This window comes from Cellulomonas pakistanensis (assembly GCF_016862755.1).
In the GTDB taxonomy this organism is placed as follows: Bacteria; Actinomycetota; Actinomycetes; order Actinomycetales; family Cellulomonadaceae; genus Cellulomonas; species Cellulomonas pakistanensis.
The window spans coordinates 66,102-91,710 of record NZ_BONO01000004.1; the positions used below are offsets into that span (position 1 = coordinate 66,102).

The 25,609-nt window shown below is 75.3% G+C and carries 25 protein-coding genes; 19 read left to right on the forward strand and 6 right to left on the reverse strand.

Annotation, left to right across the window (positions count from 1 at the left end):
• Positions 1 to 139 precede the first annotated feature (139 nt).
• The 4 genes from nadC (at position 140) to Cpa01nite_RS03935 (ending at position 3,379) form a co-directional block, all read left to right on the forward strand.
• Positions 140 to 1,045, forward strand: coding sequence for a carboxylating nicotinate-nucleotide diphosphorylase (nadC, locus tag Cpa01nite_RS03920; protein WP_203667444.1), 906 nt, complete (start codon positions 140 to 142; stop codon positions 1,043 to 1,045).
• A 69-nt stretch (positions 1,046 to 1,114) separates the two neighbouring features.
• Positions 1,115 to 2,653: a lysine--tRNA ligase gene (gene lysS / locus Cpa01nite_RS03925; RefSeq protein ID WP_203667445.1), complete on the forward strand. Its 1,539-nt coding sequence runs from the start codon at positions 1,115 to 1,117 to the stop codon at positions 2,651 to 2,653.
• A 76-nt stretch (positions 2,654 to 2,729) separates the two neighbouring features.
• Positions 2,730 to 2,906 carry a hypothetical protein gene (locus Cpa01nite_RS03930; protein ID WP_203667446.1) on the forward strand — a complete coding sequence of 59 codons (177 nt, stop codon included), beginning with the start codon at positions 2,730 to 2,732 and terminating at the stop codon, positions 2,904 to 2,906.
• A gap of 122 nt (positions 2,907 to 3,028) precedes the next feature.
• Positions 3,029 to 3,379 carry a histone-like nucleoid-structuring protein Lsr2 gene (locus Cpa01nite_RS03935; protein WP_203667447.1) on the forward strand — a complete coding sequence of 117 codons (351 nt, stop codon included), beginning with the start codon at positions 3,029 to 3,031 and terminating at the stop codon, positions 3,377 to 3,379.
• A 151-nt stretch (positions 3,380 to 3,530) separates the two neighbouring features.
• Here Cpa01nite_RS03935 and xylB read toward each other — a convergent pair whose 3' ends face one another.
• Positions 3,531 to 4,961, reverse strand: coding sequence for a xylulokinase (gene xylB, locus Cpa01nite_RS03940; RefSeq protein ID WP_203667448.1), 1,431 nt, complete (start codon positions 4,959 to 4,961; stop codon positions 3,531 to 3,533).
• 126 nt (positions 4,962 to 5,087) lie between these two features.
• Positions 5,088 to 6,275: a xylose isomerase gene (gene xylA / locus Cpa01nite_RS03945; RefSeq protein ID WP_203667449.1), complete on the reverse strand. Its 1,188-nt coding sequence runs from the start codon at positions 6,273 to 6,275 to the stop codon at positions 5,088 to 5,090.
• 78 nt (positions 6,276 to 6,353) lie between these two features.
• On the opposite strand from xylA, the gene Cpa01nite_RS03950 reads away from it, so the two are divergent.
• The 4 genes from Cpa01nite_RS03950 (at position 6,354) to mshA (ending at position 11,638) form a co-directional block, all read left to right on the forward strand.
• Positions 6,354 to 7,667 (forward strand): ROK family protein, encoded by a 1,314-nt coding sequence (locus Cpa01nite_RS03950; RefSeq protein ID WP_239068510.1) that lies wholly within the window; start codon positions 6,354 to 6,356, stop codon positions 7,665 to 7,667.
• Positions 7,668 to 7,759: 92 nt separating this feature from the next.
• The gene (locus tag Cpa01nite_RS03955; RefSeq protein ID WP_239068511.1) at positions 7,760 to 8,815 is read left to right on the forward strand and encodes a lactonase family protein; all 1,056 of its coding nucleotides are present in this window, start codon (positions 7,760 to 7,762) and stop codon (positions 8,813 to 8,815) included.
• The gene (locus Cpa01nite_RS03960; protein ID WP_275406197.1) at positions 8,812 to 10,251 is read left to right on the forward strand and encodes a sugar porter family MFS transporter; all 1,440 of its coding nucleotides are present in this window, start codon (positions 8,812 to 8,814) and stop codon (positions 10,249 to 10,251) included. Before Cpa01nite_RS03955 ends, Cpa01nite_RS03960 begins: the two co-directional genes overlap by 4 nt.
• A gap of 151 nt (positions 10,252 to 10,402) precedes the next feature.
• Complete coding sequence (gene mshA, locus Cpa01nite_RS03965) at positions 10,403 to 11,638, forward strand: D-inositol-3-phosphate glycosyltransferase (protein ID WP_239068526.1); 1,236 nt, start codon at positions 10,403 to 10,405, stop codon at positions 11,636 to 11,638.
• A gap of 99 nt (positions 11,639 to 11,737) precedes the next feature.
• Here mshA and Cpa01nite_RS03970 read toward each other — a convergent pair whose 3' ends face one another.
• On the reverse strand, positions 11,738 to 12,181 hold the full coding sequence (locus tag Cpa01nite_RS03970) for a nitroreductase family deazaflavin-dependent oxidoreductase (protein ID WP_203667451.1): 444 nt from the start codon (positions 12,179 to 12,181) through the stop codon (positions 11,738 to 11,740).
• Between the two features lie 89 nt (positions 12,182 to 12,270).
• Here Cpa01nite_RS03970 and Cpa01nite_RS03975 point away from each other — a divergent pair, with 89 nt between their 5' ends.
• The gene (locus Cpa01nite_RS03975) at positions 12,271 to 13,011 is read left to right on the forward strand and encodes a phosphoglyceromutase (RefSeq protein ID WP_203667452.1); all 741 of its coding nucleotides are present in this window, start codon (positions 12,271 to 12,273) and stop codon (positions 13,009 to 13,011) included.
• A 399-nt stretch (positions 13,012 to 13,410) separates the two neighbouring features.
• Here the strand turns inward: Cpa01nite_RS03975 and phoU are convergent, their stop codons facing one another.
• A complete protein-coding gene (gene phoU / locus Cpa01nite_RS03980; protein WP_203667453.1) occupies positions 13,411 to 14,070 on the reverse strand; it encodes a phosphate signaling complex protein PhoU in 660 nt (219 codons plus the stop codon).
• Positions 14,071 to 14,269: 199 nt separating this feature from the next.
• Here phoU and Cpa01nite_RS03985 point away from each other — a divergent pair, with 199 nt between their 5' ends.
• From Cpa01nite_RS03985 to pstB, 6 genes are all read left to right on the forward strand, one after another.
• Complete coding sequence (locus Cpa01nite_RS03985) at positions 14,270 to 15,514, forward strand: sensor histidine kinase (RefSeq protein ID WP_203667454.1); 1,245 nt, start codon at positions 14,270 to 14,272, stop codon at positions 15,512 to 15,514.
• A 4-nt stretch (positions 15,515 to 15,518) separates the two neighbouring features.
• Positions 15,519 to 16,238 carry a response regulator gene (locus Cpa01nite_RS03990; protein ID WP_203667455.1) on the forward strand — a complete coding sequence of 240 codons (720 nt, stop codon included), beginning with the start codon at positions 15,519 to 15,521 and terminating at the stop codon, positions 16,236 to 16,238.
• Between the two features lie 188 nt (positions 16,239 to 16,426).
• Positions 16,427 to 17,542: a phosphate ABC transporter substrate-binding protein PstS gene (gene pstS / locus Cpa01nite_RS03995; RefSeq protein ID WP_203667456.1), complete on the forward strand. Its 1,116-nt coding sequence runs from the start codon at positions 16,427 to 16,429 to the stop codon at positions 17,540 to 17,542.
• Positions 17,543 to 17,678: 136 nt separating this feature from the next.
• Positions 17,679 to 18,689, forward strand: a complete 1,011-nt coding sequence (gene pstC, locus Cpa01nite_RS04000) for a phosphate ABC transporter permease subunit PstC (RefSeq protein ID WP_203667457.1) — start codon at positions 17,679 to 17,681, stop codon at positions 18,687 to 18,689.
• 1 nt (position 18,690) lies between these two features.
• Positions 18,691 to 19,647 carry a phosphate ABC transporter permease PstA gene (pstA, locus tag Cpa01nite_RS04005; protein ID WP_203667458.1) on the forward strand — a complete coding sequence of 319 codons (957 nt, stop codon included), beginning with the start codon at positions 18,691 to 18,693 and terminating at the stop codon, positions 19,645 to 19,647.
• 46 nt (positions 19,648 to 19,693) lie between these two features.
• Entirely contained in the window at positions 19,694 to 20,473 is a 780-nt protein-coding gene (gene pstB, locus Cpa01nite_RS04010) for a phosphate ABC transporter ATP-binding protein PstB (RefSeq protein WP_158375122.1), read from the forward strand.
• A 169-nt stretch (positions 20,474 to 20,642) separates the two neighbouring features.
• On the opposite strand, the gene Cpa01nite_RS04015 is transcribed toward pstB, so the two are convergent.
• Positions 20,643 to 21,305 (reverse strand): hypothetical protein, encoded by a 663-nt coding sequence (locus tag Cpa01nite_RS04015; protein ID WP_203667459.1) that lies wholly within the window; start codon positions 21,303 to 21,305, stop codon positions 20,643 to 20,645.
• A gap of 370 nt (positions 21,306 to 21,675) precedes the next feature.
• Here Cpa01nite_RS04015 and Cpa01nite_RS04020 point away from each other — a divergent pair, with 370 nt between their 5' ends.
• Genes Cpa01nite_RS04020 through ispF form a run of 3 tightly spaced genes read left to right on the forward strand, consistent with a single transcriptional unit; the run spans position 21,676 to position 23,492 of the window.
• Positions 21,676 to 22,158 carry a CarD family transcriptional regulator gene (locus Cpa01nite_RS04020; protein WP_147795473.1) on the forward strand — a complete coding sequence of 161 codons (483 nt, stop codon included), beginning with the start codon at positions 21,676 to 21,678 and terminating at the stop codon, positions 22,156 to 22,158.
• A 36-nt stretch (positions 22,159 to 22,194) separates the two neighbouring features.
• On the forward strand, positions 22,195 to 22,926 hold the full coding sequence (ispD, locus tag Cpa01nite_RS04025; RefSeq protein ID WP_203667460.1) for a 2-C-methyl-D-erythritol 4-phosphate cytidylyltransferase: 732 nt from the start codon (positions 22,195 to 22,197) through the stop codon (positions 22,924 to 22,926).
• 56 nt (positions 22,927 to 22,982) lie between these two features.
• Positions 22,983 to 23,492 carry a 2-C-methyl-D-erythritol 2,4-cyclodiphosphate synthase gene (ispF, locus tag Cpa01nite_RS04030; protein WP_373307319.1) on the forward strand — a complete coding sequence of 170 codons (510 nt, stop codon included), beginning with the start codon at positions 22,983 to 22,985 and terminating at the stop codon, positions 23,490 to 23,492.
• Between the two features lie 148 nt (positions 23,493 to 23,640).
• Here the strand turns inward: ispF and Cpa01nite_RS04035 are convergent, their stop codons facing one another.
• Positions 23,641 to 24,591, reverse strand: coding sequence for an EamA family transporter (locus tag Cpa01nite_RS04035; RefSeq protein ID WP_203667461.1), 951 nt, complete (start codon positions 24,589 to 24,591; stop codon positions 23,641 to 23,643).
• Positions 24,592 to 24,664: 73 nt separating this feature from the next.
• Here Cpa01nite_RS04035 and Cpa01nite_RS04040 point away from each other — a divergent pair, with 73 nt between their 5' ends.
• Positions 24,665 to 25,600, forward strand: coding sequence for a LysR family transcriptional regulator (locus Cpa01nite_RS04040; protein WP_203667462.1), 936 nt, complete (start codon positions 24,665 to 24,667; stop codon positions 25,598 to 25,600).
• Positions 25,601 to 25,609: the final 9 nt, after the last annotated feature.

The window sequence follows — 25,609 nt, forward strand, 5'->3', positions numbered from 1 at the left end:
GTGGAAGATCCGGCCGGACACGCCGGGGCGTGTCCGGCCGGATCTTCCACTCGTCCGCGTCGGGCCCGGTTGCTCCGCGCGGGGCCCGGTTGCTGCCCGCGGGCACGGCCGCGGCGGCGGGCGGCCCTAGGCTGCGGGCGTGACCACGCACGACGCGCTCGACGCCCTCGACCCCGCCTGGCTCGCCCGCACCGTGGCGGTCGCCCTCGACGAGGACCTCGGCCCCGCACCCGGCCGGGACGTCACCACGCAGGCCACCGTCGCTCCCGACGTCACCGGCGTCGCGCACCTCGTCGCCCGCGAGGCCGGCGTCGTCGCGGGCCTGCCGGTCGTGGCCGAGGTGCTGCGCCAGGTCACCGACCGCCTCGGCCTGGCCCCGGCGGCCGTCGACCAGCGCGTCCCCGACGGCACCGCGGTGGCCCGGGGCGACGTGCTCGCCGTGCTGACCGGCCCCGTGCAGGCGCTGCTCGTCGCGGAGCGCACCGCGCTCAACCTCGCGTCCCGGGCGTCCGGCGTCGCCACGCACACCCGCCGCTGGGCCGACGCCCTGGCCGGCACCGGCGCGCGGGTGCTCGACACCCGCAAGACGACCCCGGGCCTGCGCGAGCTGGAGAAGTACGCGGTGCGGTGCGGCGGCGGCACCAACAAGCGCATGGGCCTGCACGACGTCGCGATGGTGAAGGACAACCACGTCGTGGCGGCCGGCGGGGTCGCGGCGGCGGTCGAGGCCGTGCGCGCGCGGTTCCCGGACGTGACGATCCAGGTCGAGGCCGACACCACCGAGCAGGCGCTCGAGGCGGTCGGCGTCGGCGCCCGGTTCCTGCTGCTGGACAACATGCCGACGCCGGTGCTCGCCGCCACGGTCGAGGCGGTGCGCGCGGGGGAGGCCGCGACCGGGCGCGTCGAGCTGGAGGCCACCGGCAACCTCACGCTGGACCGGGCCGCCGAGGTCGCCGCGACCGGCGTCGACTACCTGTCCGTGGGCGCCCTGACGCACTCGTCGCCGATCCTCGACCTCGCGCTGGACCTGGTCGAGGGCGCATGAGCCCCGCGGCCGCGCCCGGCCCCGCACCCGTGACGACCGCGGCCCCGCCCGCTCGGTAGGATTCCGGGCGTGACCGAGCCCCAGCAGACGCCCGCCGTCCCCGCCGCCGACGACCTCCCCGAGCAGCTCCGGGTCCGGCGCGAGAAGCGGGACCGGATGCTGGCCGAGGGCGTCGAGCCGTACCCGGTCGGCGTCCCGCGCACCCACACCATCGCCGAGGTCCGCGCCGCGCACCCCGACCTCGAGCCGGGCCAGGAGACCGAGGACGTCGTCGGCGTCGCCGGCCGCGTCGTGTTCCTGCGCAACACCGGCAAGCTGTGCTTCGCCACGCTGCAGGACGGCGAGGGCAACCGGCTCCAGGCGATGCTGAGCCTGGCCAACGTCGGCGAGGACCGGCTGGCGGCGTTCAAGGCCGACGTCGACCTGGGCGACCACCTGTTCGTGCACGGCACGGTCGTGGCGTCCCGCCGCGGCGAGCTGTCCGTGATGGCCGACGCCTGGACGCTCGCCGCCAAGTCGCTGCGTCCGCTGCCCAACCTGTACGCGAAGGGCGACGAGGACGCCCCGGAGCTGTCCGAGGAGCTCCGGGTCCGCCAGCGCTACGTCGACCTCATCGTGCGCCCGGCCGCCCGGGACGCCGTCCGGCTGCGCGCCGGCGTGGTGCGCTCGCTGCGGGAGAACTTCCACCGGCGCGGCTACCTCGAGGTCGAGACCCCGATGCTGCAGACGCAGCCCGGCGGCGCCGCGGCCCGGCCGTTCGTCACCCACATGAACGCGTTCGACATCGACCTGTACCTGCGGATCGCGCCGGAGCTGTTCCTCAAGCGCGCCGCGGTCGGCGGCCTGGAGCGCGTGTTCGAGATCAACCGGAACTTCCGGAACGAGGGCGCCGACTCCACGCACTCGCCGGAGTTCGCGATGCTGGAGGCGTACGAGGCCTACGGCGACTACGACACGATGGCGGCGCTGACGCAGGACCTCGTGCAGACCGCCGCGCAGGACGTGCTCGGCACGACGACGATCACGCTGCCCGACGGCGAGCAGTACGAGCTCGGCGGCGACTGGGCGCAGCTGACGATGTACGGCTCGCTGTCCGAGTCGCTCGGCGAGGAGATCACGCCGGAGACGTCGGTCGAGCACCTGCAGAAGATCGCCGACCGGCTCGACGTGCAGCTCGACCCGAAGCGGGTCAGCCACGGCAAGCTCGTCGAGGTCGTCTGGGAGCACCAGGTCGGCGACCACCTGCACGCGCCGACGTTCGTGCGCGACTTCCCGGTCGAGACCAGCCCGCTCACCCGCGACCACCGGACCATCAGGGGCCAGGTCGAGAAGTGGGACCTGTACGTGCGCGGTTTCGAGCTCGCGACCGCGTACTCCGAGCTGGTCGACCCGGTGATCCAGCGCCAGCGGTTCGAGGCGCAGGCGATCCTGGCCGCGGCGGGCGACGACGAGGCGATGCAGCTGGACGAGGACTTCCTCGCCGCCGTCGAGTACGCGCTGCCCCCGACCGGCGGCATGGGCATGGGCGTCGACCGCCTGCTGATGGCGCTGACCGGACTCGGCATCCGGGAGACGATCCTCTTCCCGCTGGTGAAGCCGCAGGCCTGATCGCGGACGCCCCGACGCCCGGCCGCCCCCTCGCGGGCCGCCGGGCGTCGCCGTCCGCGGGCGTATTCTGGGCGGCATGAACATCGGCCCCGCGCTCGCCGCGCTGATCCCGTCCGTCGGTGTCGGGGTGATCTTCTGGATCGCCATCCGCTCGCTCATGAACGCGGACCGCACGGAACGCGCGGCATTGGCGCGGATGGATCGCGAGGACGCGGCCCGCGCGAATGAGCCGCAGAAGACGCCCGAAATCTGATGCATTGACACGCGTCCTTTGACGCGGCGCCTTTGGGCTGCCATGCTTTTCCCGACCGCACGTATTCATGCCGCTCGCCACTCGGGGGCGTTGCGACGGCGGCCAAGGCTCGGGAGGGCGAAATGGCACAGAAGGTTCAGGTCCTGCTGGTCGACGACATTGACGGCGGCACCGCCGACGAGACGGTGACGTTCGCCCTCGACGGTGTCTCCTACGAGATCGACCTCACGACCGAGCACGCCGCGGAGCTCCGCGACGCCCTCGGCACCTGGGTCGGCCACGCCCGCAAGGTCGGCGGCCGCTCCTCGTCCGGCCGCAGCGGCGGCAGCAGCAGCGGGGGCGGCAGCCGCCCGCGCCGCGCGTCGGACGCCGGCGCCGTGCGCACCTGGGCGAAGGAGAACGGCTACGACGTCTCCGAGCGCGGCCGCATCTCCGCCGAGATCCGCGAGGCCTACGAGGCCGCGCAGAACTGACACGACGCGCGGAACGGCCCGGCACCCACGTGGGTGCCGGGCCGTCCGTCTGCCGGCCGCGAGGTCGTCACATCCGCGCGAGGTCGTCAGGAACGAGTGACGACCTCGGCCCGTTGTGACGACCTCGGCGGGGCGTGACGGTCGCCGCGCGTCAGGCGCGCGTGGCCGTGAGGTCGCGCACCGCGGCGTACTGCGAGCGGATCACCGGGGCCGGGTCGGCCTCGAAGACCTCCGCCTCGCCCGCGGCGGTCCACGCCGGGGGCTGCTCCGAGCCGCTCAGCACCCACGCCGCCTGGCGGGCGGCGCCGTCCGCGACGTACTCGCCGGGCGTCGGCACCGTCACGGGCAGGCCCAGGACCGCCGGGGCGATCCGCCGGACCGCCTCCGACTGGGCGCCGCCGCCGATGAGGGACACCCGCTCGACCGGCACGCCCTGCGCCCGCAGCGCGTCCAGGCCGTCGGCGAGCGCGCACAGCATGCCCTCCACCGCGGCGCGGGCCAGGTGCGCGGGCGTGGTGTTGGCCAGCCGCATGCCGTGCAGGGCGCCGGTGGCGTCCGGCTTGTTCGGCGTCCGCTCGCCCTCGAGGTAGGGGACGAGCACGAGACCGTCCGCGCCGGCGGGAGCCGACAGCGCGAGCTCGGACAGCCCGCGGTGGTCCACGCCGAGCATCCGCGCCGCGGCGTCGAGCACCCGGGACGCGTTCAGCGTGCACGCGAGCGGGAGGTACGCGCCGCCCGCGTCGGCGAAGCCCGTCACCAGTCCGGAGCCGTCGGCGGTCGGCGACGCGGACACCGCCGACACGACGCCGGAGGTGCCGATCGAGATGGCCACGTCCCCCGCGACCATGCCGAGCGCGAGCGCGGCCGCCGCGTTGTCGCCGGCCCCTGCGCCCAGGGCGGCTCCGGTCCGGGCGAGCCCGCTCGACCCGACGGCCCCCGCCGCGGCGTGCGGCGCCACGACCCGCGGCAGCACGGCGTCGTGGCCGAGCGCGAGCTCGAGCAGGTCGCGCCGGTAGTCCTCGGTGAACGGCGACCAGTACCCGGTGCCCGACGCGTCGGACCGGTCGGTCACCAGCGCGTCGAGGCCGCCGGTGCCCGGGCCGTGGCCGGCGAGGCGCCAGGTCAGCCAGTCGTGGGGGAGGGCCACGGCCGCGACTCGCGCGGCGGCGTCCGGCTCGTGATCGCGCAGCCAGCGCAGCTTCGTCACGGTGAGCGAGGCGACCGGCACCGAGCCGATCGCGTCGGCCCAGGCCTGCGGCCCGCCGAGCTCGTCGACGAGCGCGAGCGCCGACGGCGCGGACCGGGTGTCGTTCCACAGCAGCGCGTCGCGGACGACCTCGCCGTCCGCGTCGAGCGCGACCATGCCGTGCTGCTGCCCGCCGACCGCGACCGCGTCGACGTCGTCCAGCCCGCCGGCGTCGCGGACGGCCGTGGTCAGCGCGTCCCACCAGTGCCGCGGGTGGATCTCGGTGCCGTCGGGGTGCGACGCGCGCCCGGAGCGCACGAGGGCCCCGGTCTCCGCGTCGCGCACGACGACCTTGCAGGACTGGGTGGAGGAGTCCACCCCGGCGACCAGCGCCATGTTGCGACCTCGCTCTGCTGGAAGGGGAGAAAGCGCCGAGGTCGAGGGTTCCACGGGGGACCGGGGGCGGAAACCCTCGACCTCTCCGGAAACCCTCGACCTCGGCGGTGGAGCGGTGCGGTGCGGTCAGCGGGCGCCGAGCGCGTGCTCCAGCGCGAGCTGGTTCAGGCGCACGAACCCGAAGCCGCGGGCGGCGACGCCCTCGACGTCGAAGTCCTCGAACGCGGAGCGGTCGGCCAGCAGGTCGGCCAGCGTCTCGCCCTCGCCGAGCGTCGGCTGCGACAGCTCCAGCACGCCGGACGCCTCGAGGGCCTCCTGGACCTCCGGGTCGGCGCGGAACGCCTGCGCGCGCTCCTTGAGCAGCAGGTAGGTCGCCATGTTGGCCTTCGCCGACTCCCACACGCCGTCGAAGTCCTCGGTGCGGGACGGCTTGTAGTCGAAGTGCCGCGGGCCGTCGTAGCGCGGGCCGCCGGACGGGAAGCCGTTCTCGATGAGGTCGACGGTCGCGAACGCGGAGAACAGGTCGCCGTGGCCGAACACGAGGTCCTGGTCGTACTTGATGGACCGCTGGCCGTTCAGGTCGATGTGGAACAGCTTGCCGGCCCACAGCGCCTCGGCGATGCCCTGCGTGTAGTTGAGGCCGGCCATCTGCTCGTGGCCGGTCTCGGGGTTCAGGCCGACGATGTCGCCGTGCTCGAGCTTCGCGATGAGCGCGAGGGCGTGGCCGATCGTCGGGAGCAGGATGTCGCCGCGGGGCTCGTTCGGCTTCGGCTCGATCGCGATCCGGAGGCCGTAGCCCTTCTCCTTGATGTACGCGGCGACGGTGTCGATGCCCTCGGCGTACCGGTCGTGCGCGGCGTTGAGGTCCTTCGCGGAGTCGTACTCCGCGCCCTCGCGCCCGCCCCACATCACGAACGTGTCGGCGCCGAGCTCGGCGGCCAGGTCGACGTTCCGGATGACCTTGCGCAGGCCGTAGCGGCGCACGCGGCGGTCGTTCGACGTGAACGCGCCGTCCTTGAAGATCGGGTGGCTGAACGTGTTGGTCGTGACCATCTCGACCGTGATGCCGGTGTCGGCCAGCGCCTGCTTGAACCGGCCGAGGATGCGCTCGCGCTCGGCGTCGTCGGAGCCGAACGGCACGACGTCGTCGTCGTGGAAGGTCACGTGCGCGGCACCGAGCTCGGCGAGCTTGTGCACCGACTCCACCGGGTCGAGCCACGGGCGGCTCGCGCTGCCGAACTGGTCCTGGGCGTTCCAGCCGACGGTCCAGAGACCGAAGGAGAACTTGTCGTCGCGGGTGGGCGTGCGCACCATCGTCTGCTCCTCATCGAGAACCCTGCGGGGTTTGTCTTGTGAGTGAACTTATACGCGGCACCGGCTAGGGTCAACCGCGTGACCGACCCCTCGACGGCCCGTGCGGCCGAGCCCGCCGCCGCGCCGCCGGCCGTGCCCCGCGCCGCGCCGCCGGCCGCCGCGCGCGCCGTCGCCCGGAGGTCGCCCGCCCGTCAGGGGTCGCTGCGCGAGCACAACCTGGCCCTCGTCCTGCGGCACGTCCTCGACGCCGCGGGGCCGGCGCCGGGGGAGGGCGACCCGGCCGGCGCGCCGCCCTCCCGCGCCGACGTCGCCACCGCCACCGGCCTGACCCGCGGGGCCGTCTCCGCCCTGGTCGACCTGCTCATCGGCGCCCGGCTGGTGGCGGAGCTCCCGCCCGCGGCCACCGCCCGCGCCGGCCGCCCCGCGGTGCCGCTGGTGCCCGCGTCCGGCACCGTCGTCGGCCTGGGCGCCGAGGTCAACGTCGACTACGTCGGGGTGCGCGCGCTCGACCTGGCGGGCGAGGTGCTCGCGCACCGCGAGACCCGCGGCGACTTCCGGCACAGCGACCCGGCGCGGGTGCTGGCGGTGCTCGCCGGGCTGGTGGGGGAGGTGCGCGCGGCGCTGCCCGGCGCCGCGCGGCTGGCCGGCCTCTGCCTCGCGCTGCCCGGGCTGGTCGACCGCGGCACCGGCCCGCTGCGGCTCGCGCCGAACCTCGGCTGGCGGGACGTCGACGTCGTCGCGCTGCTCGCGCGCCACCCGGAGGTCGACGGGCTGCGCGTGCGGCTCGCCAACGAGGCCAACCTCGCCGCGCGCGCCGAGGCCCGCGCCGGGGCGGCCGGGCCGTCGTTCCTGTACGTGTCCGGCGAGGTCGGCATCGGCGCGGCCATCGTGCTCGACGGCGAGGTGTTCGCCGGCCGGCACGGCTGGAGCGGCGAGCTCGGCCACACCGTCGTCGACCGCGAGGGCCCCGTGTGCACGTGCGGCGCACGCGGCTGCCTCGAGCAGTACGCGGGCAAGGACGCGCTGCTGCGCGCCGCCGGGCTCGACGTCGAGGAGCCGGTGTCCGCCCTGCTCGACGCCGCCGGCGCCGGGGACGAGCGGAGCGCCCGGGCGCTGCGGTCCGCCGGCGAGGCGCTCGGGCTGGCGCTGGCGAACTTCGTCAACCTCGTCGACGTCGAGCGGGTCGTGCTCGGCGGGATCTACGCGCCGCTCGCGCCGTGGCTGACGGACGCCGTGGTCGCACAGCTCCGGACCCGGGTGCTGGCGGCGGCGTGGGAGGACGCGCGGGTGGGCGTGGCCGCCGGCGGCGCGCACGCGGCGATGACGGGGGCGGCGCTGGTCGTCCTGCGCGCGGTGGCCGACGACCCGGCCGCCTGGCTCCCGGCGGCCTGACCCCCGCGGCCGAGGTCGGCGCCCCGCGTCCGAGGTCGGCACCCGGCTGCCGAGCTCGGCGGGAGGCGGTGGTGTCGCCTACAGTCCTCGCCGTGACGGAGCACCTGCGCGACCTGTGGATCGGCACCTACCCCTCGGCCGGCGCGGGGACCCCCGCCGGGCTCGGCGAGGGGATCTGGCGCGTCCGGCTGGACGCCGACACCGGCCGCCTGACCGACCCCGAGCTGGTCGCCGCGACCCCGGCGCCGTCGTTCCTCGCGCTCGACCGCCGCGCCGGACTGCTGGTCGCGGTGGGCGAGGACGCCGACGGCACGGTCGCGGCGTTCCGGGTCGGGTCCGCGGACGGCCGCCCCACGCTGACCCCCGCCGGGACCGCGAGCAGCGGCGGCGCCGACCCGTGCCACGTGCTGCTCGACCCCGAGGGCCGCGTCGCCTACGTCGCGAACTACTCGTCCGGCGACGTCGCCGTGCTCCCGCTCGGCCCGGACGGCCTGGCCGCCACCGAGCCCGTGCAGGTGCTCGGCCACTCGGGCGGCGGCCCGCGCGCCGACCGGCAGGAGGGCCCGCACGCGCACTTCGCCGCCCTGACGCCCGACGGCGGGCACCTGCTGATCTGCGACCTCGGCACGGACGAGATCCGCCGGTACCGCCGCGACCCCGCGACCGGGCTGCTGACCGAGGACGGGATCGCCGCCACGCTGCGCCCGGGCGCCGGGCCGCGGCACCTCGTGTTCTCCGCCGACGGCCGGATCGCCTACGTCGCGTGCGAGCTCGACGTGACCGTCGCCGTGCTGGCCTGGGACGCCGCCACCGCGTCCGGCCGGGTCGTGCAGCACGTGCCCGCCGCCGAGGACGGCGCCGAGACCGGGCGGCGCGAGCTGCCGTCCCACATCGACCGGGTCGGCGACCGGGTCGTCGTGGCCACCCGCGGCACGGACGTGCTCGCGACGTTCGCGCCCGCGCCGGACGGCACGCTCGCCCCCGCGGGTCAGGTGGCCCTGCCGGGCGCGTGGCCGCGGCACTTCGCGGTGGTCGAGGGCTGGACGGTCGTCGCCGACCAGCTGAGCGACTCGGTCACCGTGCTCCGCGACGGGGCGGTCGTGTCGACCGTGGCGCTGCCGGCCCCGGCGTGCGTCGTCCCGGCGTGACGGCCGGACCGGCTGCCGCGGGCCCCGCCCCGGCGGCGCGCGCGCTGCCGCCCCTGCTGCCCGGGCCGCACCTGCGCCGGCTCGACGTCATCACCGTCGTCGCGACGTTCGGCGGCCTGCTGTTCGGCTACGACACCGGCGTCATCAACGGCGCGCTGGACCCGATGGTCGCGGACCTCGGGCTCACGCCGGCGACCGAGGGCGTGGTCACGAGCAGCCTGCTGGTCGGTGCGGCGATCGGCGCGCTGCTGTGCGGCCGGCTCGCGGACCGGGCCGGGCGCCGCCGGGCGCTCGTCGCGCTCGCGGTGGTCTTCTTCGCCGGCGCGCTCGGCAGCGTCGCCGCGCCCTCGTTCGAGGTCATGGCCGCGACCCGGTTCGTGCTCGGCCTCGCGGTCGGCGGCGCGTCCGTCACGGTGCCCGTGTACCTGGCCGAGCTCGCCCCCACCGAGCGCCGCGGCGCGATCACCGGGCGGAACGAGATCGCGATCGTCGTCGGCCAGCTGGCGGCGTTCGTGATCAACGCGGTGATCGGGACGGTGTGGTCGGACCACCCGGCCGTGTGGCGCTCCATGCTCGCGGTGCAGGCCGTCCCGGCCGTCGCGCTGTTCGCCGGCATGCTGCGGATGCCCGAGTCGCCGCGCTGGCTGCTGTCCCGCGGGCGGGACGACGAGGCGCTCGCGGTGCTCCGCCAGGTCCGCGACCCGGGGCGCGCGGCCGCCGAGCTGCGCGAGGTCCGGGACCTGGTCGCCCGCGAGCGCGCCGACGAGGTCCGCGGCCGCGGCGGCTGGGCCGAGCTCCGGCTGCCGTGGGTCCGCCGCCTCGTGCTCATCGGCGTCGGCGTGGCCGTCGTCAACCAGCTCGGCGGCATCAACGCCGTCATGTACTACGGCACGCAGCTGCTGCGGCAGTCCGGGTTCAGCGGCGACGTCGCCCTGGTGGCGAACGTGCTCAACGGCGTGTTCTCGGTGCTCGGCATGCTGATCGGCCTGCGCCTGATCAACCGCGTCACCCGCCGCGGCCTGCTGCTGGTCGGGCTCACCGGCATCATCGCGTCGCACCTGCTGATCGCCCTGTGCTCGGCCGCGATCCCCGAGGGGACGGGGCGGTCGGTCGCCGTCACGGTGTTCCTGGTGCTGTTCGTGGGGTTCAACCAGTCGTCCGTCGGGCTGGTCTGCTGGGTGATCCTGGCCGAGCTGTTCCCGCTGCGGGTCCGTGGGTTCGCCATCGGGCTGTGCGTGTTCTGGAACTGGGCGGCGAACGCGGTGATCTCCGGGTTCTTCCCGTCCGTGGTCGCGGGCATCGGCGTCAACGGGACGTTCCTGCTGTTCGCGGCCGTGAACGTGCTGTCGTGGCTGTTCGTGCGGTTCGTGCTGCCCGAGACCCGGGACTCCTCCCTGGAGCAGCTCGAGGAGGACTTCCGGGCGGCGCGGGCCTGAGCCGCGGGCGCCCCGCTGCCGACGAACCCCACCCAGGTGGTCGGCGTCACGCAGTGCGGGACCCCCGTCATGCCCGACAATGGGAGGAGTCCGTCCTCCCGTCCGTCCCCCCCGGAGTCCCGTCGTGCCGCACGAGCCGCAGCGCATCGCCATGCTGTCCGTGCACACCTCGCCCCTGGACCAGCCGGGCACGGGCGACGCCGGCGGCATGAACGTCTACATCGCGGAGCTGGCCCGGGCGCTGGCCCGCCGCGGCGCCGAGGTGGAGATCTTCACCCGCGCCACCTCGTCCGCCCTGCCCGAGTCGGTGCACCTCGACGAGCACGACGACCGGGTGCTCGTGCACCACGTGCCGGCCGGGCCGTTCGAGGGGCTGGACAAGAACGACCTGCCCGCGCAGCTGTGCGCCGTGACCGCGGGGGTCCTCCGGGTCGGCGCCGCCCGGCCCGCCGGCTGGTTCGACGTGCTGCACAGCCACTACTGGCTGTCCGGGCAGGTCGGCTGGCTCGCCGCGGAGCGCTGGGACGTGCCGCTGGTGCACACCATGCACACGATGGCCCGGGTCAAGAACGCCGCGCTGGCGCCGGGGGACAGCCCCGAGCCGGCGACCCGGGTGATCGGCGAGGAGCAGGTCGTGGCCGCTGCCGACGCGCTGGTCGCGAGCACCGCCGAGGAGGGCCAGGACCTGGTCGGCATGTACGACGCCGACCCCGAGCGGGTGCACGTCGTCGCCCCGGGCGTCGACCTGGGCGTGTTCCGCCCGCGCGCCGACCGGGCCGCGCTGCGCCGGGAGCTCGGGCTGCCGGTCGACCGGGACGTCGTGCTGTTCGCCGGCCGGGTGCAGCCGCTCAAGGCGCCCGACGTCCTCGTCCGGGCCATGGGCGTGCTCCGGGCGAGCGGGCGGCCGGTGCCGCTGCTCGTGGTGCTCGGCGGGCCCAGCGGCCGTGCGACCGCGCTGACGGAGCTGCAGGCGCTCGCCGCCACCAGCGGGGTGGCGGACGACGTGCGGTTCCACCCGCCGGTCGCCCGCGCGGAGCTCGCGCGCTGGTTCGCCGCCGCCGACCTGGTCGCGGTGCCGTCGCGCAGCGAGTCGTTCGGCCTGGTGGCCGTCGAGGCCCAGGCCGCGGGGACGCCCGTGGTGGCGTCGGCCGTGGGCGGGCTGCGGTCCGTGGTGCAGGACGGGGTGTCCGGGCGGCAGGTCCGCGGGCACGACCCCGCGGTGTGGGCGGACGCGCTCGCGACGGCGCTCGCGGACCCGGCGTCGCGGACGACCTGGCGGGCGGGTGCCCGGCGGGTCGCGGAGCAGTACGGCTGGGACGCGACCGCCGAGCAGGTGCTCAAGGTCTACGCGCTGGCCGCCGAGCGCCGGGCCCGCGTCGCCGTCTGAGCCGGGCCCGCTCCCGCCCCGCGCCCACGACCGGACAGCGGTGGAGCGTCCTGCCCGACACGCGCCGGCGTGTCGGGCAGCACGCTCCACCGGAGGGGATCAGCCGGCGGCGAGCGGCTCCAGGACCAGGACGGGGATCACCCGCGACGTGCGGGTCTGGTAGTCCGCGTAGTCGGGGTACGCGTCGACCGCCCGCGCCCACCACAGCTCGCGCTCCGCGCCCTCGACCTCGCGCACGGCGTAGTCGGCCTTCGCCGGCCCGTCCTGCAGCTCCACCACGGGGTGGGCCAGCAGGTTGTGGTACCAGACGGGGTGCTGCGGGGCGCCGCCGAGGGAGGCGACCACCGCGTACACGCCGTCGTGCTCGACCCGCATCACCGGGATCTTGCGCACCTTGCCCGACTTCGCGCCCAGCATCGTCACGACGACGACGGGCATCCCGCGCAGCGTGGTGCCCTCCGTCCCGCCGGAGCGCTCGTAGAGCTCGACCTGCTCCCGCGAGCGCTGGTCGGTGCTGGGCTGGTACTCCCCGGTGATCGGCATACCGACGACAACGCCGCCGGGGGGCCGCGGTGTTCCGCGGGCCGAACGTCCCCCGACGCCCGCGCGCCCGGTGCGGCAGGATGGGACCCATGACCTACACCCTCGTTCTGCTCCGCCACGGCGAGAGCGAATGGAACGCGAAGAACCTGTTCACCGGCTGGGTCGACGTCGCGCTCTCCGAGAAGGGCGTCGCGGAGGCCAAGCGCGGCGGCACGCTGCTGACCGACGCCGGCGTGCTGCCGGACGTCGTGCACACGTCGCTGCTGCGCCGCGCCATCACGACGGCGAACTACGCGCTCGACGCGGCCGACCGCCTGTGGATCCCGGTCAAGCGCTCCTGGCGCCTGAACGAGCGCCACTACGGCGCGCTGCAGGGCAAGGACAAGAAGCAGACGCTGCAGGAGTACGGCGAGGAGCAGTTCATGCTCTGGCGCCGCTCCTACGACGTCCCGCCGCCGGACATCGAGCTCGGCTCGGAGTTCTCGCAGGACAGCGACCCGCGGTACGCCGGCGAGCCGATCCCGCGCGCCGAGGCGCTCAAGCAGGTGCTCGACCGCGCCCTGCCGTACTGGGACGCCGAGATCGTGCCCGACCTGCAGGCCGGGAGGACGACGCTGGTCGCCGCCCACGGCAACTCGATCCGCGCGATCATCAAGTACCTCGACGACGTCGACGACGCCACGATCGCGGGCATCAACGTCCCGACCGGCATCCCGCTCGTCTACCACCTGGACGAGACGACCCTGAAGCCGACCAACCCGGGCGGCACCTACCTCGACCCGGAGGCCGCCGCCGAGGCGATCGCCGCGGTCGCGAACCAGGGCCGCTGACCGGCAGCACCCCGCACGCGCCGAGGGGCCCGGGCCGACACACGTCGGCCCGGGCCCCTCGGCCGTCCCGGCGCCGCGCCGCGCGCCCCGCTACCCGCGCTCCCCAGCCCCGCTGTCCCCCCGCACGTACGCCCGGAGCGCCCGCCGAGCTTGCAGCAGTTGCGGGGTTCCTGCGCCGCGAACCCCGCAACGACTGCAAGTTCGGCGACGAGGTGGGCGACGAGGTGGGCGACAGGGTGCGGAGGCGGCGGAGAGGTCGCTACGGCGAGCGGCGAGCGGCGTCACGCGACGCGCCGCTCGCCGGGACGCGCCGCCCGCCCGGAAGCGACGAGGCCCGCCCCCCGTGCGGCGGGGGAGCGGGCCTCGTGCGCAGGCGGCGGCGCCGGGCGCCGCGCGGTCTCAGCGGGTGCGGGTCTCGCTCGCGAAGTCGCCGGTCACCAGGAAGACGATGCGGCGCGCGACGGACACGGCGTGGTCGCCGAACCGCTCGTAGTACCGGCCGAGCAGCGTGACGTCGACGGTCTGCTGCGGGGTGCCGGTCCAGGTGCCGCCGAGCAGGACCCGGAACGTCTCCTCGTGCAGCGAGTCCAGCAGGTCGTCGTCGCGCTCGATGCCCTCGGCCTCGGTGAGGTCGTGCGAGGTGAGCACCTGGGTGGTGCGCTGGGCGACGCGGCGGGCGGCGTCGTTCATCTCGGTGAACACGCCGGTGAGCGCCGGGTCGATCGCGGGGTGCGGGTAGCGGGCGCGGGCCACCTGGGCGACGTGCCGGGCGAGGTCGCCCATGCGCTCCAGGGTGGCGCTCATCCGCAGCGCCGACACGACGACGCGCAGGTCGGTGGCGACGGGCTGCTGCTGGGCGAGCAGCAGGACGCAGCGCTCGTCCAGGTCGCGCTCGAGGGCGTCGATCGCCAGGTCGTCCGCGATGACGGACTCCGCGAGGGCCAGGTCCTGGCGGAGCAGCGCCTCGCCGGCGGCCCCGATCGCGTGCTCGACCCGGCGGCTCATCGCCACCAGGTCGTCGCCGATCTGCTTGAGCTCGGCCTCGAAGATCTCGCGCATGGTGTCCTCTCGTCCGCGCGCCTCTCGCGCGCGTGCGTGCACAGTCTGGTCCCGGCCGCCCACGATGGCACCTCCGGGTGAACGGCCAGGTGAACGCCCGGTCGCCGCCAGGTGAACGGAGATGAACACTGCGGCCGTCGTCCTGACCGCACGGGGGCGACGGCACGTCGCACGCCCACCACGACCGTACGCTGGCGCCGTGGAGGGTCTCAACGGTCTCGGGCTGCTGCTCGTGGGCGCGCTCGGTCTGCTCGTCGGGATCGGCGCCACGCTGGCGTTCCGGTTCAGCGAGCGGGCGCAGCGGGGCGCGCCCGCCGAGCGCCGCGAGTCCGAGGTCGACGAGGGCGTCGTGCGCACCCTGGCGGTGCTGCGGTCGGCGGCGGTCGTGCTGGACGACGACGACCGCGTGGTGCGGGCCAGCCCGCCGGCGTTCGCGCTGGGGGTCGTCCGGGACGGCATGGTCGTGCACGCCGCGGTGCGCGAGCTGATCGCGGACGTCCGCCGCACGGGCCTGATCCGGGACGAGGAGCTCGAGCTGCCCCGCGGCCCGCTCGGCCCCGGCACCGTGATGCTCCAGGTGCGCGTCGCCCAGGTCGCGCCGGGCCTGCTGCTGGTGCTCGCCGAGGACCGCACCCAGGCCCGGCGGCTCGAGGCGATCCGGCGCGACTTCGTGGTGAACGTGTCGCACGAGCTCAAGACCCCGGTCGGCGCGCTGTCGCTGCTGGCCGAGACGGTGCAGGACGCGGCGGACGACCCCGAGGCGGTGCGCCGGTTCGCGGGCCGGATGATCAGCGAGTCCCAGCGGCTGTCCGAGCTGGTGCACGAGATCCTGGAGCTGTCCCGGCTGCAGGTCGCCGGCGCGCTGAAGGACATCGCCGTGGTCGACGTCGACGCCGTGGTCGCGGAGTCGGTCGACCGCGCGCGGACCGGCGCCGCCGCCAAGCAGATGGGCTTCCAGGTCGGCGGGGAGACGGGCACGCGCGTGTTCGGCGACCCCACGATGCTGGTGCAGGCGGTGCGCAACCTCCTGGACAACGCCGTGCGCTACTCCCCGGCCGGCACCACCGTCGGCGTCGGCGTGCGCACCTGCGAGGGCCTCGTCGAGATCGCGGTCGTCGACCAGGGCGTCGGCATCCCGGCCGAGGAGCAGGACCGGGTGTTCGAGCGGTTCTACCGGGTCGACCCCGCGCGCAGCCGCGAGACGGGCGGCACCGGCCTCGGCCTGTCGATCGTCAAGCACGTCGCGGCGGACCACGGCGGCGACGTGCAGGTCTGGTCGCAGCCCGGCCGCGGCTCCACGTTCACCCTGCGGCTCCCGGTCGCGGCGGGCCCCGTGCCCACGGCCGCGCCGGACGACCGGCCCCAGCCCCTGGTCGTCCCCGACCGCCCCGAGCCGGACGCCCCGGGCGCCGGCACCACCCCCGACACCGCACCGGAGGCCTGACCCCGTGACCCGCATCCTGCTCGTCGAGGACGAGGAGTCCTACCGCGACCCGCTGGCCTACCTGCTCGGGCGCGAGGGCTTCCAGGTCACCACCGCCGCCACCGGGATCGAGGCCGTCGAGGCGTTCGAGGCCGAGGGCGCCGACCTCGTGCTGCTCGACCTCATGCTGCCCGGCCTGTCCGGCACCGAGGTGTGCCGGCGGATCCGGCAGCGCAGCGACGTCCCGGTCATCATGCTCACGGCCAAGGACGGCGAGATCGACAAGGTCGTCGGGCTGGAGCTCGGCGCGGACGACTACGTCACCAAGCCGTACTCGTCCCGCGAGCTGCTCGCCCGCGTCCGCGCGGTGCTGCGCCGCCGGCAGGCCCCGGCCGCCGCCGGCGCCGGCGCGGAGGAGGAGCCCGAGGACGACGGCGTGCTCGCCGCCGGCCCGGTCCGGATGGACGTCGAGCGGCACACCGTCACGGTCGACGACCAGCCGGTGGCGTTCCCGCTCAAGGAGTTCGAGCTGCTCGAGCTGCTGCTGCGCAACGCCGGGCGCGTGCTGACCCGCGGCCAGCTGATCGACCGGGTGTGGGGCACGGACTACGTCGGCGACACCAAGACGCTCGACGTCCACGTGAAGCGCGTGCGCGCCAAGATCGAGCCGGACCCGGGCAACCCGACGCTGCTGGTCACCGTGCGCGGCCTCGGCTACAAGCTGCTCGACGACGAGCCGTCCTGAGCCGCGGGGTGCCGCGCCGCGGCCCGGCGCCCGGGTGACGCGCGCCACGCCGACCCCTGCCAGGATTGTCCGCTCGTTCACCGTCCGTTCACCCGGGTACGGGAGCCTGGTCACCTGCGCTCCCTAGCGTCGGCGTCAGGTCGCGCACAGTCGGGTGCGCGCCGCGTCACGACAGGACGGACAACACTGTGAAGCTCAACCGCGGTCGTACGGGTGCCCTCGCCCTCGCCGGCGTCGTCGCCCTCTCCCTCACGGCATGTGGTTCGGACAACCCGACCGGCGCCCCCGAGACCTCCGGTGGCGACGCGCCCGCCGCGAGCGACCTCTCGGGCGAGCTCGCCGGCGCCGGCGCCTCGTCGCAGGAGTCCGCGATGGAGGCCTGGCGCGCCGGGTTCCAGAGCGCGAACCCCGACGTCACGGTCTCGTACGACCCGGTCGGCTCCGGTGGCGGCCGCACGGCGTTCCTCGACGGCTCGGTCCTGTTCGCGGGCACCGACTCCGCGCTCAAGGAGGACGAGCTCGCCTCGGCCCAGGAGCGCTGCTTCGGCGCCAACGCGGTGGACCTGCCGGTCTACATCTCCCCGATCGCCGTCGTGTTCAACCTCGAGGGCGTCACCGAGCTGAACCTCTCGGCCGAGACGATCGCGAACATCTTCAACGGCACGATCTCCAACTGGAACGACCCGGCCATCGCCGAGGCGAACCCGGAGGCGACGCTGCCGGACCTGGCGATCACGCCGGTGCACCGCTCCGACGAGTCGGGCACCACCGAGAACTTCACCGAGTACCTGTCGGCGGCCGCCAACGGCGCCTGGGCCGACGAGGCCTCGGGCGACTGGCCGATCGAGGGCGGCGAGTCCGGTCAGGGCACCTCCGGCCTGATCCAGACCGTCCAGGGCGGCCAGGGGACCATCGGCTACGCCGACGCCTCGAAGGCCGGCTCGCTCGGCAAGGTCTCCATCGGCGTCGGCGACGAGTTCGTCGCCCCGACCGAGGAGGCCGCCGCGGCCGCGCTCGACGCCTCGCCGCGCGACGAGACCCGCGAGGAGGGTGACATCGTCGTCGAGATCGACCGCACCCTGACCGAGCCGGGCGCCTACCCGCTGATCCTGGCCTCGTACCTGGTCGTCTGCCAGTCCTACGACACCCAGGAGGACGTGGACCTGGTCAAGGCGTTCGCGACCTACGTCGCCTCCGCCGAGGGCCAGTCGGCCTCCGAGTCGGCCGCGGGCTCCGCGCCGATCTCCGACACGCTCCGCACGGACGTCCAGGCCTCGATCGACGCGATCGAGCTGGCCTCCTGATCCACCCGGGGGGAGGGGCCGCCGTCGCGACCCGGCGACGGCCCCTCCACCCCGGACCCCGGCCGGTCCACCTCGCGGTGGGCCGGCCGTCGGCGCGAGACACGCCCTCTCCCCTCCCCCTCCCACAGGAGACCGTGTGACCAGCACCCAGCCCCGCACCGCGGGGCCCACCGAGCCGGTGAAGCCCGGCGCGACGGCCCGCAGGCTGCGGTCCGGCCACGGCGACCGCGGCGGCAGCCGCGTCTTCCGCTGGGTCGCGACCGGCGCCGGCGTCCTGATCCTCCTGATCCTCGCCGCCGTCGCCGTGTTCCTGATCCAGCGCGCCTGGCCGGCGCTGACGGCGGACTCCGCGGACCTGTCGGACGCCGTCAGCTGGTTCCCCGACGACACGAGCCTGCTCGGCTTCGTCGGCCCGCTGATCTTCGGCACGCTGCTCGCGGCCGCGGTGTCGCTGCTCATCGCGACGCCGATCGCGATCGGCATCGCCCTGTTCACCTCGCACTACGCGCCGCGGAAGCTCGCGAACGCGCTGGGCTACGTGGTCGACCTGCTCGCCGCCATCCCGTCGGTCGTGTACGGCCTGTGGGGCGGCCTGGTGCTGAGCCCGATCGTGCAGCCGGTGTGGGAGTTCCTCAACCAGTACCTGGGCTGGATCCCGTTCTTCGGCGGCGTGGTCTCGCCGACCGGCCGCGTGATGATGACCGTGGCCGTCGTGCTCGCCGTGATGATCCTGCCGATCATCACCGCCATCTGCCGCGAGGTGTTCCTGCAGACCCCGCGCCTGCACGAGGAGGCCGCCCTGGCCCTCGGCGCGACGCAGTGGGAGGTCGTGCGGATGGCCGTGCTGCCGTTCGCCCGGTCCGGCATCGTGTCGGCCGCCATGCTCGGCCTCGGCCGCGCGCTCGGCGAGACGATGGCCGTCCTGATGATCCTGTCGCCCGGCTTCCTGTACTCGTTCCGCCTCCTCGAGGCGGGGCAGCAGCAGACGATCGCCGCGAACATCGCCGCGCAGTTCCCGGAGGCGAACCAGACCGGCGTCGCGACGCTGATCGCGACCGGCCTCGCGCTGTTCATCATCACCCTGGCCGTGAACATGGCCGCTCGCGCGATCGTCGCGCGGCGCAAGGACTTCTCGGGGGCGAACTGACATGACGACCACCCCCACCACCCCGACGCCCGCGGGCTCCTCGCTCCGCGAGGCTCTGCAGGCCACGGACCACCGCCGGCGCCGCACCGACCGCATCATGCGGGGCCTGATCATCGCGGCGTTCGTGCTCGCGATGATCCCGCTGCTCTCGCTGTCCTGGACCGTCGTCTCCCGCGGCATCGGCCGGCTCGACTCGTACTTCCTGCTCAACTCCATGCGCGGCGTGTTCGGCGGCATGGACGCGGGCGGCATCTACCACGCGATCGTCGGCACGCTCGAGATCACGCTGTTCGCGGCCCTCATCTCGGTGCCGATCGGCATCATGGCCGCGATCTACCTGGTCGAGTACGGCGCAGGCAAGCCGCTCGCGAAGCTCGTGACCTTCCTCGTCGACGTCATGACGGGCATCCCGTCGATCGTCGCCGGCCTGTTCGCCTACGCGCTGTTCGCGCTGCTCCTCGGGCCGGGCGCCAAGTTCGGGGCCATCGGCTCCGTCGCGCTGTCCGTGCTGATGATCCCGGTCGTCATCCGGTCCAGCGAGGAGATGCTGCGGCTCGTCCCGAACGAGCTGCGCGAGGCGTCCCTCGCGCTCGGCGTGCCGCGCTGGCTGACCATCGTCAAGGTCGTGCTGCGCACCTCGGTCGCCGGCCTCACCACCGGCGTCATGCTGGCCATCGCCCGCGTCATCGGCGAGACGGCCCCGCTGCTGCTCACCGTCGGCGTCGTCGACTCGATCAACTTCAACCTGTTCGAGGGCCGCATGATGACGCTGCCGGTCTACGTGTACCGGCAGTACGCTCAGGGCCTGGTCCCGTGCACCGAGGGCGACGCCAGCTGCATCGCGGACATCAACCTGCAGCGCGCCTGGGCGGCTGCTCTCACGCTCTTCCTCATCGTGATGGTGCTGAACCTCATCGGGCGCCTCGTCACCCGGTTCTTCGCCCCGAAGATCCGCTGACCCGCCGCCCCCACCTCCCCCTCACCAGACCAAGGAGACGACCGAGATGGCTCAGCGCATCGACGTCAAGGACCTGAACATCTACTACGGCGCCTTCAAGGCCGTCGAGGACGTGAACATGACCATCGAGCCCCGCTCGGTGACCGCGTTCATCGGCCCGTCCGGCTGCGGGAAGTCGACGTTCCTCCGCACGCTCAACCGCATGCACGAGGTGATCCCGGGCGCGCGCGTCGAGGGCACCGTCGCGGTCGAGGGCGTCGACCTGTACGGCGCCGAGATCGACCCGGTGGCCGTGCGCCGCCAGGTCGGCATGGTGTTCCAGCGCCCGAACCCGTTCCCGACGATGTCGATCGCCGAGAACGTGCTCGCCGGCGTCCGGCTGAACAACCGCCGGATCTCGAAGGGCGACGCGAACGACCTCGTCGAGGCCTCGCTGCGCGGCGCCAACCTGTGGAACGAGGTCAAGGACCGCCTCGACCGCCCGGGCTCCGGCCTGTCCGGCGGCCAGCAGCAGCGTCTGTGCATCGCGCGCGCCATCGCGGTGAAGCCCCAGGTGCTGCTCATGGACGAGCCGTGCTCCGCGCTCGACCCGATCTCGACCCTCGCCATCGAGGACCTGATCGCCGAGCTCAAGAGCGAGTACACGATCGTCATCGTCACGCACAACATGCAGCAGGCGGCGCGCGTCTCGGAGCGGACGGCGTTCTTCAACATCGCCGGCACCGGCCAGCCCGGCAAGCTCATCGAGATCGACGACACCGCCACGATGTTCTCGTCGCCCAAGGAGCAGGCGACGGAGGACTACATCTCCGGCCGCTTCGGCTGAGCCGCGGGGGGCACGGCGGCGCGCGCGGGTCGGGAGGGGAGCCGCGCGCGCCGTCCGGGGCCGAACGACGCAGGCCCCGTCCGGGTTTCTCCGGGCGGGGCCTGTGCCGTGCGTGGCCTGTGCCGTGCGTGCGGGGCGGTGCGGGCGACCCGGGGGCCGCCCGGGGCGCTCAGCCCTCGGTGCCCCCGGCCTGCTCGCTGTCCTCGGTGCCGGTCGAGCCGGAGTCGGTGCCGGTGGTGGCGTCGGCGCCGGGCTCGGTGCCCGGCTCGGCAGTGGCGCCCGTGCCGGGCTCCGTGCCGGGCTCCGTGGTGTCCTCGGCGGAGGCCGTCGCGATCGGCAGCGGCTCCTCGACGACCACGACCTCCTCGGGGACCAGGTCGCGGTACTCGGGCAGGGTGCCGTCCAGCACCGGGACCGGGACCGTCTGCTCGCCGGCGGCGCCGGTGCTCAGCGTCATGTCGACGGTCGCGCCCGGGGCGCCGGGGGCGTCGAACACGATCTCCTCGCCCTCCGAGCCGCCCAGCAGCACCGTCTCGCCCGCGTCGAGGCGCACGCGCTCGCTCTCGCCCGCCAGCGCCAGGGACACGGTCAGCGGCTCGTCGCCACGGTTGGTCAGCGCGCCCTGCAGCGCGCCCGGGGCGTCCGCCGCCTCGGCCACGAGCATCAGGTTCTCCGCGGTCAGGTCGCCGAGCGTCGCGCGCACGCCGTCGGACGCCGAGTACGCGAGCTCGGTGGTGATCTGGTTCGTCACGGAGCAGCCGGACAGGGCCGCCGCGAGGGCCAGGGCGGCCCCGACGACGACGGGGCGGGCGGACGTGCGGCTGCGGGCCACTGGGAGCTCCTCGGTGCGGTGGGGCGAGCGCGCTGCGGTGCGCGGGGGGTCGGCGCACGCGCGCGGGCGTGCGAGGCCGAGCCTACGTGGGCGCGGGGGTGGCGTGCACGGTCGCCCGGCCGTTGCGTGGGCCCTCGGTCCCGGGCAGGGCGTCCTCGCAGGTCAGGGCCTCGCGCGGACGGGGACGGGGCCGCACGGGGCCCTCGTCGGAGACTAGCCAGCGCGGGCCGCCCGAGCACCCCCACGCGCGGCGTGTCGAATCTCTGACGCGACCTGCAACGCTCTGACCTGCGCAAACGCGGCTGATCTCCACGAAATCCGCCCGTTGCCGCGTGGTAGACTGGGACTCCGCGAAAGGGGACACCTGCAGATGACTTTCACTGTTGGGGAGACGGTTGTCTACCCGCACCACGGTGCAGCGCTGATCGAGGAGATCAAGACCAGGACCATCCGCGGCGAGGACAAGATCTACCTCAAGCTGAAGGTTGCCCAGGGTGACCTGACCATCGAGGTGCCGGCGGAGAACGTCGACCTCGTGGGTGTGCGGGACGTCGTCGGGGCCGAGGGCCTGGAGCGCGTGTTCGACGTGCTGCGCGCCCCGTACACCGAGGAGCCGACCAACTGGTCGCGCCGCTACAAGGCCAACCTCGAGAAGCTCGCCTCGGGCGACGTCATCAAGGTGGCCGAGGTCGTGCGCGACCTCTCCCGCCGGGACGCCGACCGCGGCCTGTCCGCGGGCGAGAAGCGCATGCTCGCCAAGGCCCGGCAGATCCTCGTCTCGGAGCTCGCGCTGGCCGAGCACACCGAGGAGGAGAAGGCCGAGGCCATCCTCGACGAGGTGCTCGCGTCCTGACGACGCGCTGACCCCCTCGACGCCGAGCGCGCCCGCATGCCGACCGCGGCGATCCTGACCGCCGCCGGCAGCGGCACGCGCCTCGGCCTGCCCGGGCCCAAGGCGCTCGTCGAGCTCGCCGGGGTCCCGCTGGTCGTGCACGCCGCCCGACGCCTCGCCGCGTCGGGCGTCGTGCTGTCCGTGGTCGTCACCGTGCCGCCCGGCCGCGCCGGGGGCTTCCGCGCGCTGCTCGGCGGCCCCGTGCGGCCGGGCGTCGGCGTGCCCGTGACCGTGGTCGAGGGCTCGACGTCGCGGCAGGCGTCCGTGGCCGCCGGGCTCGCGGCGCTGCCGCCCGACGTCGACGTCGTGCTCGTGCACGACGCCGCGCGCGCCCTCGCCTCGCCCGCGCTGATCCGGTCCGTCGAGGCCGCCGTGCGCGCCGGGCACCGGGCCGTCGTGCCGGGGCTGCCCGTCGCCGACACCATCAAGCAGGTCGGAGAGCCCGTCGGCGACGCCGCGCCGGTCGTGGCGACCGTCCCGCGCGCCACGATGCGGGCCGTGCAGACGCCGCAGGGCTTCGACCGGGCCCTGCTCGACGCCGCGCACGCCGCCGGGGCCGACCGGGCGGCGTCCGAGGCGACGGCCGCGACCGACGACGCCGCGCTCGTCGAGGCGCTGGGGGAGCAGGTGTGGGTCGTGCCGGGGGAGGAGTCCGCCATGAAGATCACGACGACGCGGGACCTGGCGGTGGCCGAGCTGCTCGCGCACGACGCCGCGGTGCGGGCGTGACGGGGCCGGGGGCGTCTGGGGCGCCGGGCGCACCGGGGTCGTCGGCGCTGCCGGGCGTGCCGGAGCCGCCGGTGCTGCCGGGCCTGCCCCGGACGGGCGTCGGCGTGGACGTGCACGCGAACGACCCCGAGCCCGCGCCCGGCGCGGTGCTGCACCTCGCGGGGCTCTCCTGGCCGGGCGAGGCGCCGCTGGCCGGCCACTCCGACGCCGACGTCGCCGCGCACGCCGCGGCCGACGCCCTGCTGTCCGCCGCCGGCGTGGGTGACCTCGGCTCGGTGTTCGGCACGTCCCGCCCCGAGTGGGCGGGCGCCGCGGGGACGACGCTGCTGGCCGAGGCCGCGCGGCTGGTGCGCGCGGCCGGGTTCGAGATCGGCAACGTCGCGGTCCAGGTGGTCGGCAACCGCCCGCGCCTCGCCCCGCGCCGCGCGGAGGCGGAGGCGGCGCTGTCCGCGGCGGCCGGCGCCCCGGTGAGCGTCTCGGCGACCACGACGGACGGCCTGGGCCTCACGGGCCGCGGCGAGGGCATCGCCGCGATCGCGACGGCCCTGATCGCCCCCCGCCCCTGACCCTCCCGCGAGCGCGCGCCCTCGCCGAGTCTCCGTTCCTCGCCTGTGCGCGGGAGTCCCGCCACAGTCCGACCGTGCAGACTCGGCGGCCCTCGCCGAGATGGCGACTCTCGGCTGTGCGCGAGGCGCACGGGACAGCCGAGAGGTGTCATCTCGGCGTCGGGGCGCGCGCGGGGAGCGCAGCGGCGGGCGCGGCGGGCGCGGCGGGCGTCGCCCGCGCAGGGCGGCGCGGGGCGCGGGTCGCGACCAGGACGCCCGCCACCACCAGGGCGCCCAGTGCCAGCTCCGCGCCGTCCGGGCGCTCGCCGAGGAACGCCCACGACGCCCCGATGCCGACGACCGGCACCAGCATCGAGAACGGCGCCACCACCCCCGACGGGTGCCGCGCGAGCAGCGCCGTCCAGATCCCCGAGCCGACGACCGTCGCCACCAGCACGGTGAACGTGAGCCCGGCCAGCGCCCAGGCGGCGGTCGGCGTCCCGAGGGTCGTGAGCGACCGGCCGATCGCCGCGGGCCCGTCGACGACCAGCGACAGCGCGAGCATCGGCAGCGGCGGCACGACCGACATCCACAGCATGAACCGCAGCGGGCTGTCGGGGTGCGCCTGCCGGCTGGAGACGTTGCCGAACGCCCAGCCGAGCCCGCCGCACAGCGTGAGCACCACGGGCAGCAGCCCGGCGGACGCGCCGGCCCCGGCCCGCAGCGCCGCGATCCCGCCGAGGCCGCAGATCGCGACCGCGACGCCCACGGCCTGCCGCGCGGTGATCCGCTCCCGCAGCCACGCCGCGCCGAGCAGCACGGTGAACGGCGCGGACGCCTGCAGCACGAGCGAGGCGAGCCCGGTCGGCATGCCGGTGTCCATCGCGAGGTAGAGGAACGCGAACTGCAGCACGCCGAACCCGACGCCGTACCCGATCAGCCACCGCACGGGCGCGACCGGCCGCGGCACGAGCAGCAGCGTCGGCGCCGCGAGCAGGGCGAACCGCAGGGCCACCAGGAAGAACGGCGGGAACTGCTCGAGCGACAGGTGGATGGCCGGGAAGTTCAGCCCCCAGATCACGGCGACGGCGAGGGCGAGGAGGCGGTCCCGGGGCGGCATGGGACCGATCCTCGCCCCGCCGGATCGTGCAGCACCATCGAAACCTCGCATACGCACCCTGTAGCGTCGCTGCATGGACACCCGGCACCTCGCCACCCTGCGCGCCGTCCGGGACCGGGGTGGGGTCACCGCCGCCGCGGCCGCGCTGCACCTGACGCCGTCCGCCGTGTCGCAGCAGCTGCGCGCCCTGGCCCGGGACGCCGGGGTGGCGGTCGTCGAGCGGGCCGGCCGCGGCGTCCGGCTCACGGGCCCCGGGCACGCCCTCGCCGACGCGGCGGCCGACGTGGCGGTCGCCCTGGAGCGGGCCGAGGCGGCCGTCGACGCGTTCCGGTCCGCGCCGCACGGCCTGGTCCGGGTCGCCGCGTTCCAGTCCGCCGCCGAGCTGCTGCTGCCCGGCCTGCTGGCCCGGGTGGCCGGCATGGACGGCGTCCGGGTGGAGCTCGGCGACGAGGACGTCGCGCAGGACGAGTTCCCGGCCCTGACCGCCGACTTCGACCTCGTGGTGGCGCACCGCCCCGACGCGGGCGCCGACTGGCCGGGCGGCGTCGAGGTCGTGCCGCTGCTGCGCGAGCCCCTCGACGTCGCGCTGCCGCCCGGTCACGCGCTCGCGGGCCGCGCCACCGTGATCCCCGCCGACCTCGCCGACGAGCCGTGGATCGCCGTGCAGGCCGGGTTCCCCGTCGCGGGCGTGCTGGACGCGGTCGGGTCCGCGGCGGGCCGGCCGCTGCGGGTGGTCCAGCGGTTCAACGACTTCGGCGTCGTCGAGGCGCTCGTCGCGGCGGGCCACGGGGTCAGCCTGCTGCCGCGGCACACCGCGGGGCGCCGGGGCGCGGTGCTGGTGCCGCTGGCGGGTGTGCGCGCGGGCCGCCGGGTCGACGCGCTGGTGCGCCCGGAGCGCGCGGCGCGGCGGGTCGTGCGGCGGGTGCTGGACGCCCTGCGCGCCGAGGCCGCCCGGTTCGCGGACGAGCCGCCCCCCGTCGCCACCGGCCCGGAGCGCCCCGACCGGTAGCCTTGACCC

What these genes read in the sequence shown, in the direction of transcription:
- Cpa01nite_RS04040 (WP_203667462.1), top strand. Translation starts at nt 24,665, where the DNA reads ATGGACACCCGGCACCTCGCCACCCTGCGCGCCGTCCGGGACCGGGGT.
- ispD (WP_203667460.1), top strand. Translation starts at nt 22,195, where the DNA reads ATGCCGACCGCGGCGATCCTGACCGCCGCCGGCAGCGGCACGCGCCTC.
- Cpa01nite_RS03975 (WP_203667452.1), top strand. Translation starts at nt 12,271, where the DNA reads ATGACCTACACCCTCGTTCTGCTCCGCCACGGCGAGAGCGAATGGAAC.
- mshA (WP_239068526.1), top strand. Translation starts at nt 10,403, where the DNA reads ATGCTGTCCGTGCACACCTCGCCCCTGGACCAGCCGGGCACGGGCGAC.
- xylA (WP_203667449.1), bottom strand. Translation starts at nt 6,275, where the DNA reads ATGGTGCGCACGCCCACCCGCGACGACAAGTTCTCCTTCGGTCTCTGG.
- phoU (WP_203667453.1), bottom strand. Translation starts at nt 14,070, where the DNA reads ATGCGCGAGATCTTCGAGGCCGAGCTCAAGCAGATCGGCGACGACCTG.
- Cpa01nite_RS03970 (WP_203667451.1), bottom strand. Translation starts at nt 12,181, where the DNA reads ATGCCGATCACCGGGGAGTACCAGCCCAGCACCGACCAGCGCTCGCGG.
- pstA (WP_203667458.1), top strand. Translation starts at nt 18,691, where the DNA reads ATGACGACCACCCCCACCACCCCGACGCCCGCGGGCTCCTCGCTCCGC.
- pstB (WP_158375122.1), top strand. Translation starts at nt 19,694, where the DNA reads ATGGCTCAGCGCATCGACGTCAAGGACCTGAACATCTACTACGGCGCC.
- Cpa01nite_RS04035 (WP_203667461.1), bottom strand. Translation starts at nt 24,591, where the DNA reads ATGCCGCCCCGGGACCGCCTCCTCGCCCTCGCCGTCGCCGTGATCTGG.
- Cpa01nite_RS03930 (WP_203667446.1), top strand. Translation starts at nt 2,730, where the DNA reads ATGAACATCGGCCCCGCGCTCGCCGCGCTGATCCCGTCCGTCGGTGTC.
- Cpa01nite_RS04020 (WP_147795473.1), top strand. Translation starts at nt 21,676, where the DNA reads ATGACTTTCACTGTTGGGGAGACGGTTGTCTACCCGCACCACGGTGCA.
- xylB (WP_203667448.1), bottom strand. Translation starts at nt 4,961, where the DNA reads ATGGCGCTGGTCGCCGGGGTGGACTCCTCCACCCAGTCCTGCAAGGTC.
- Cpa01nite_RS03935 (WP_203667447.1), top strand. Translation starts at nt 3,029, where the DNA reads ATGGCACAGAAGGTTCAGGTCCTGCTGGTCGACGACATTGACGGCGGC.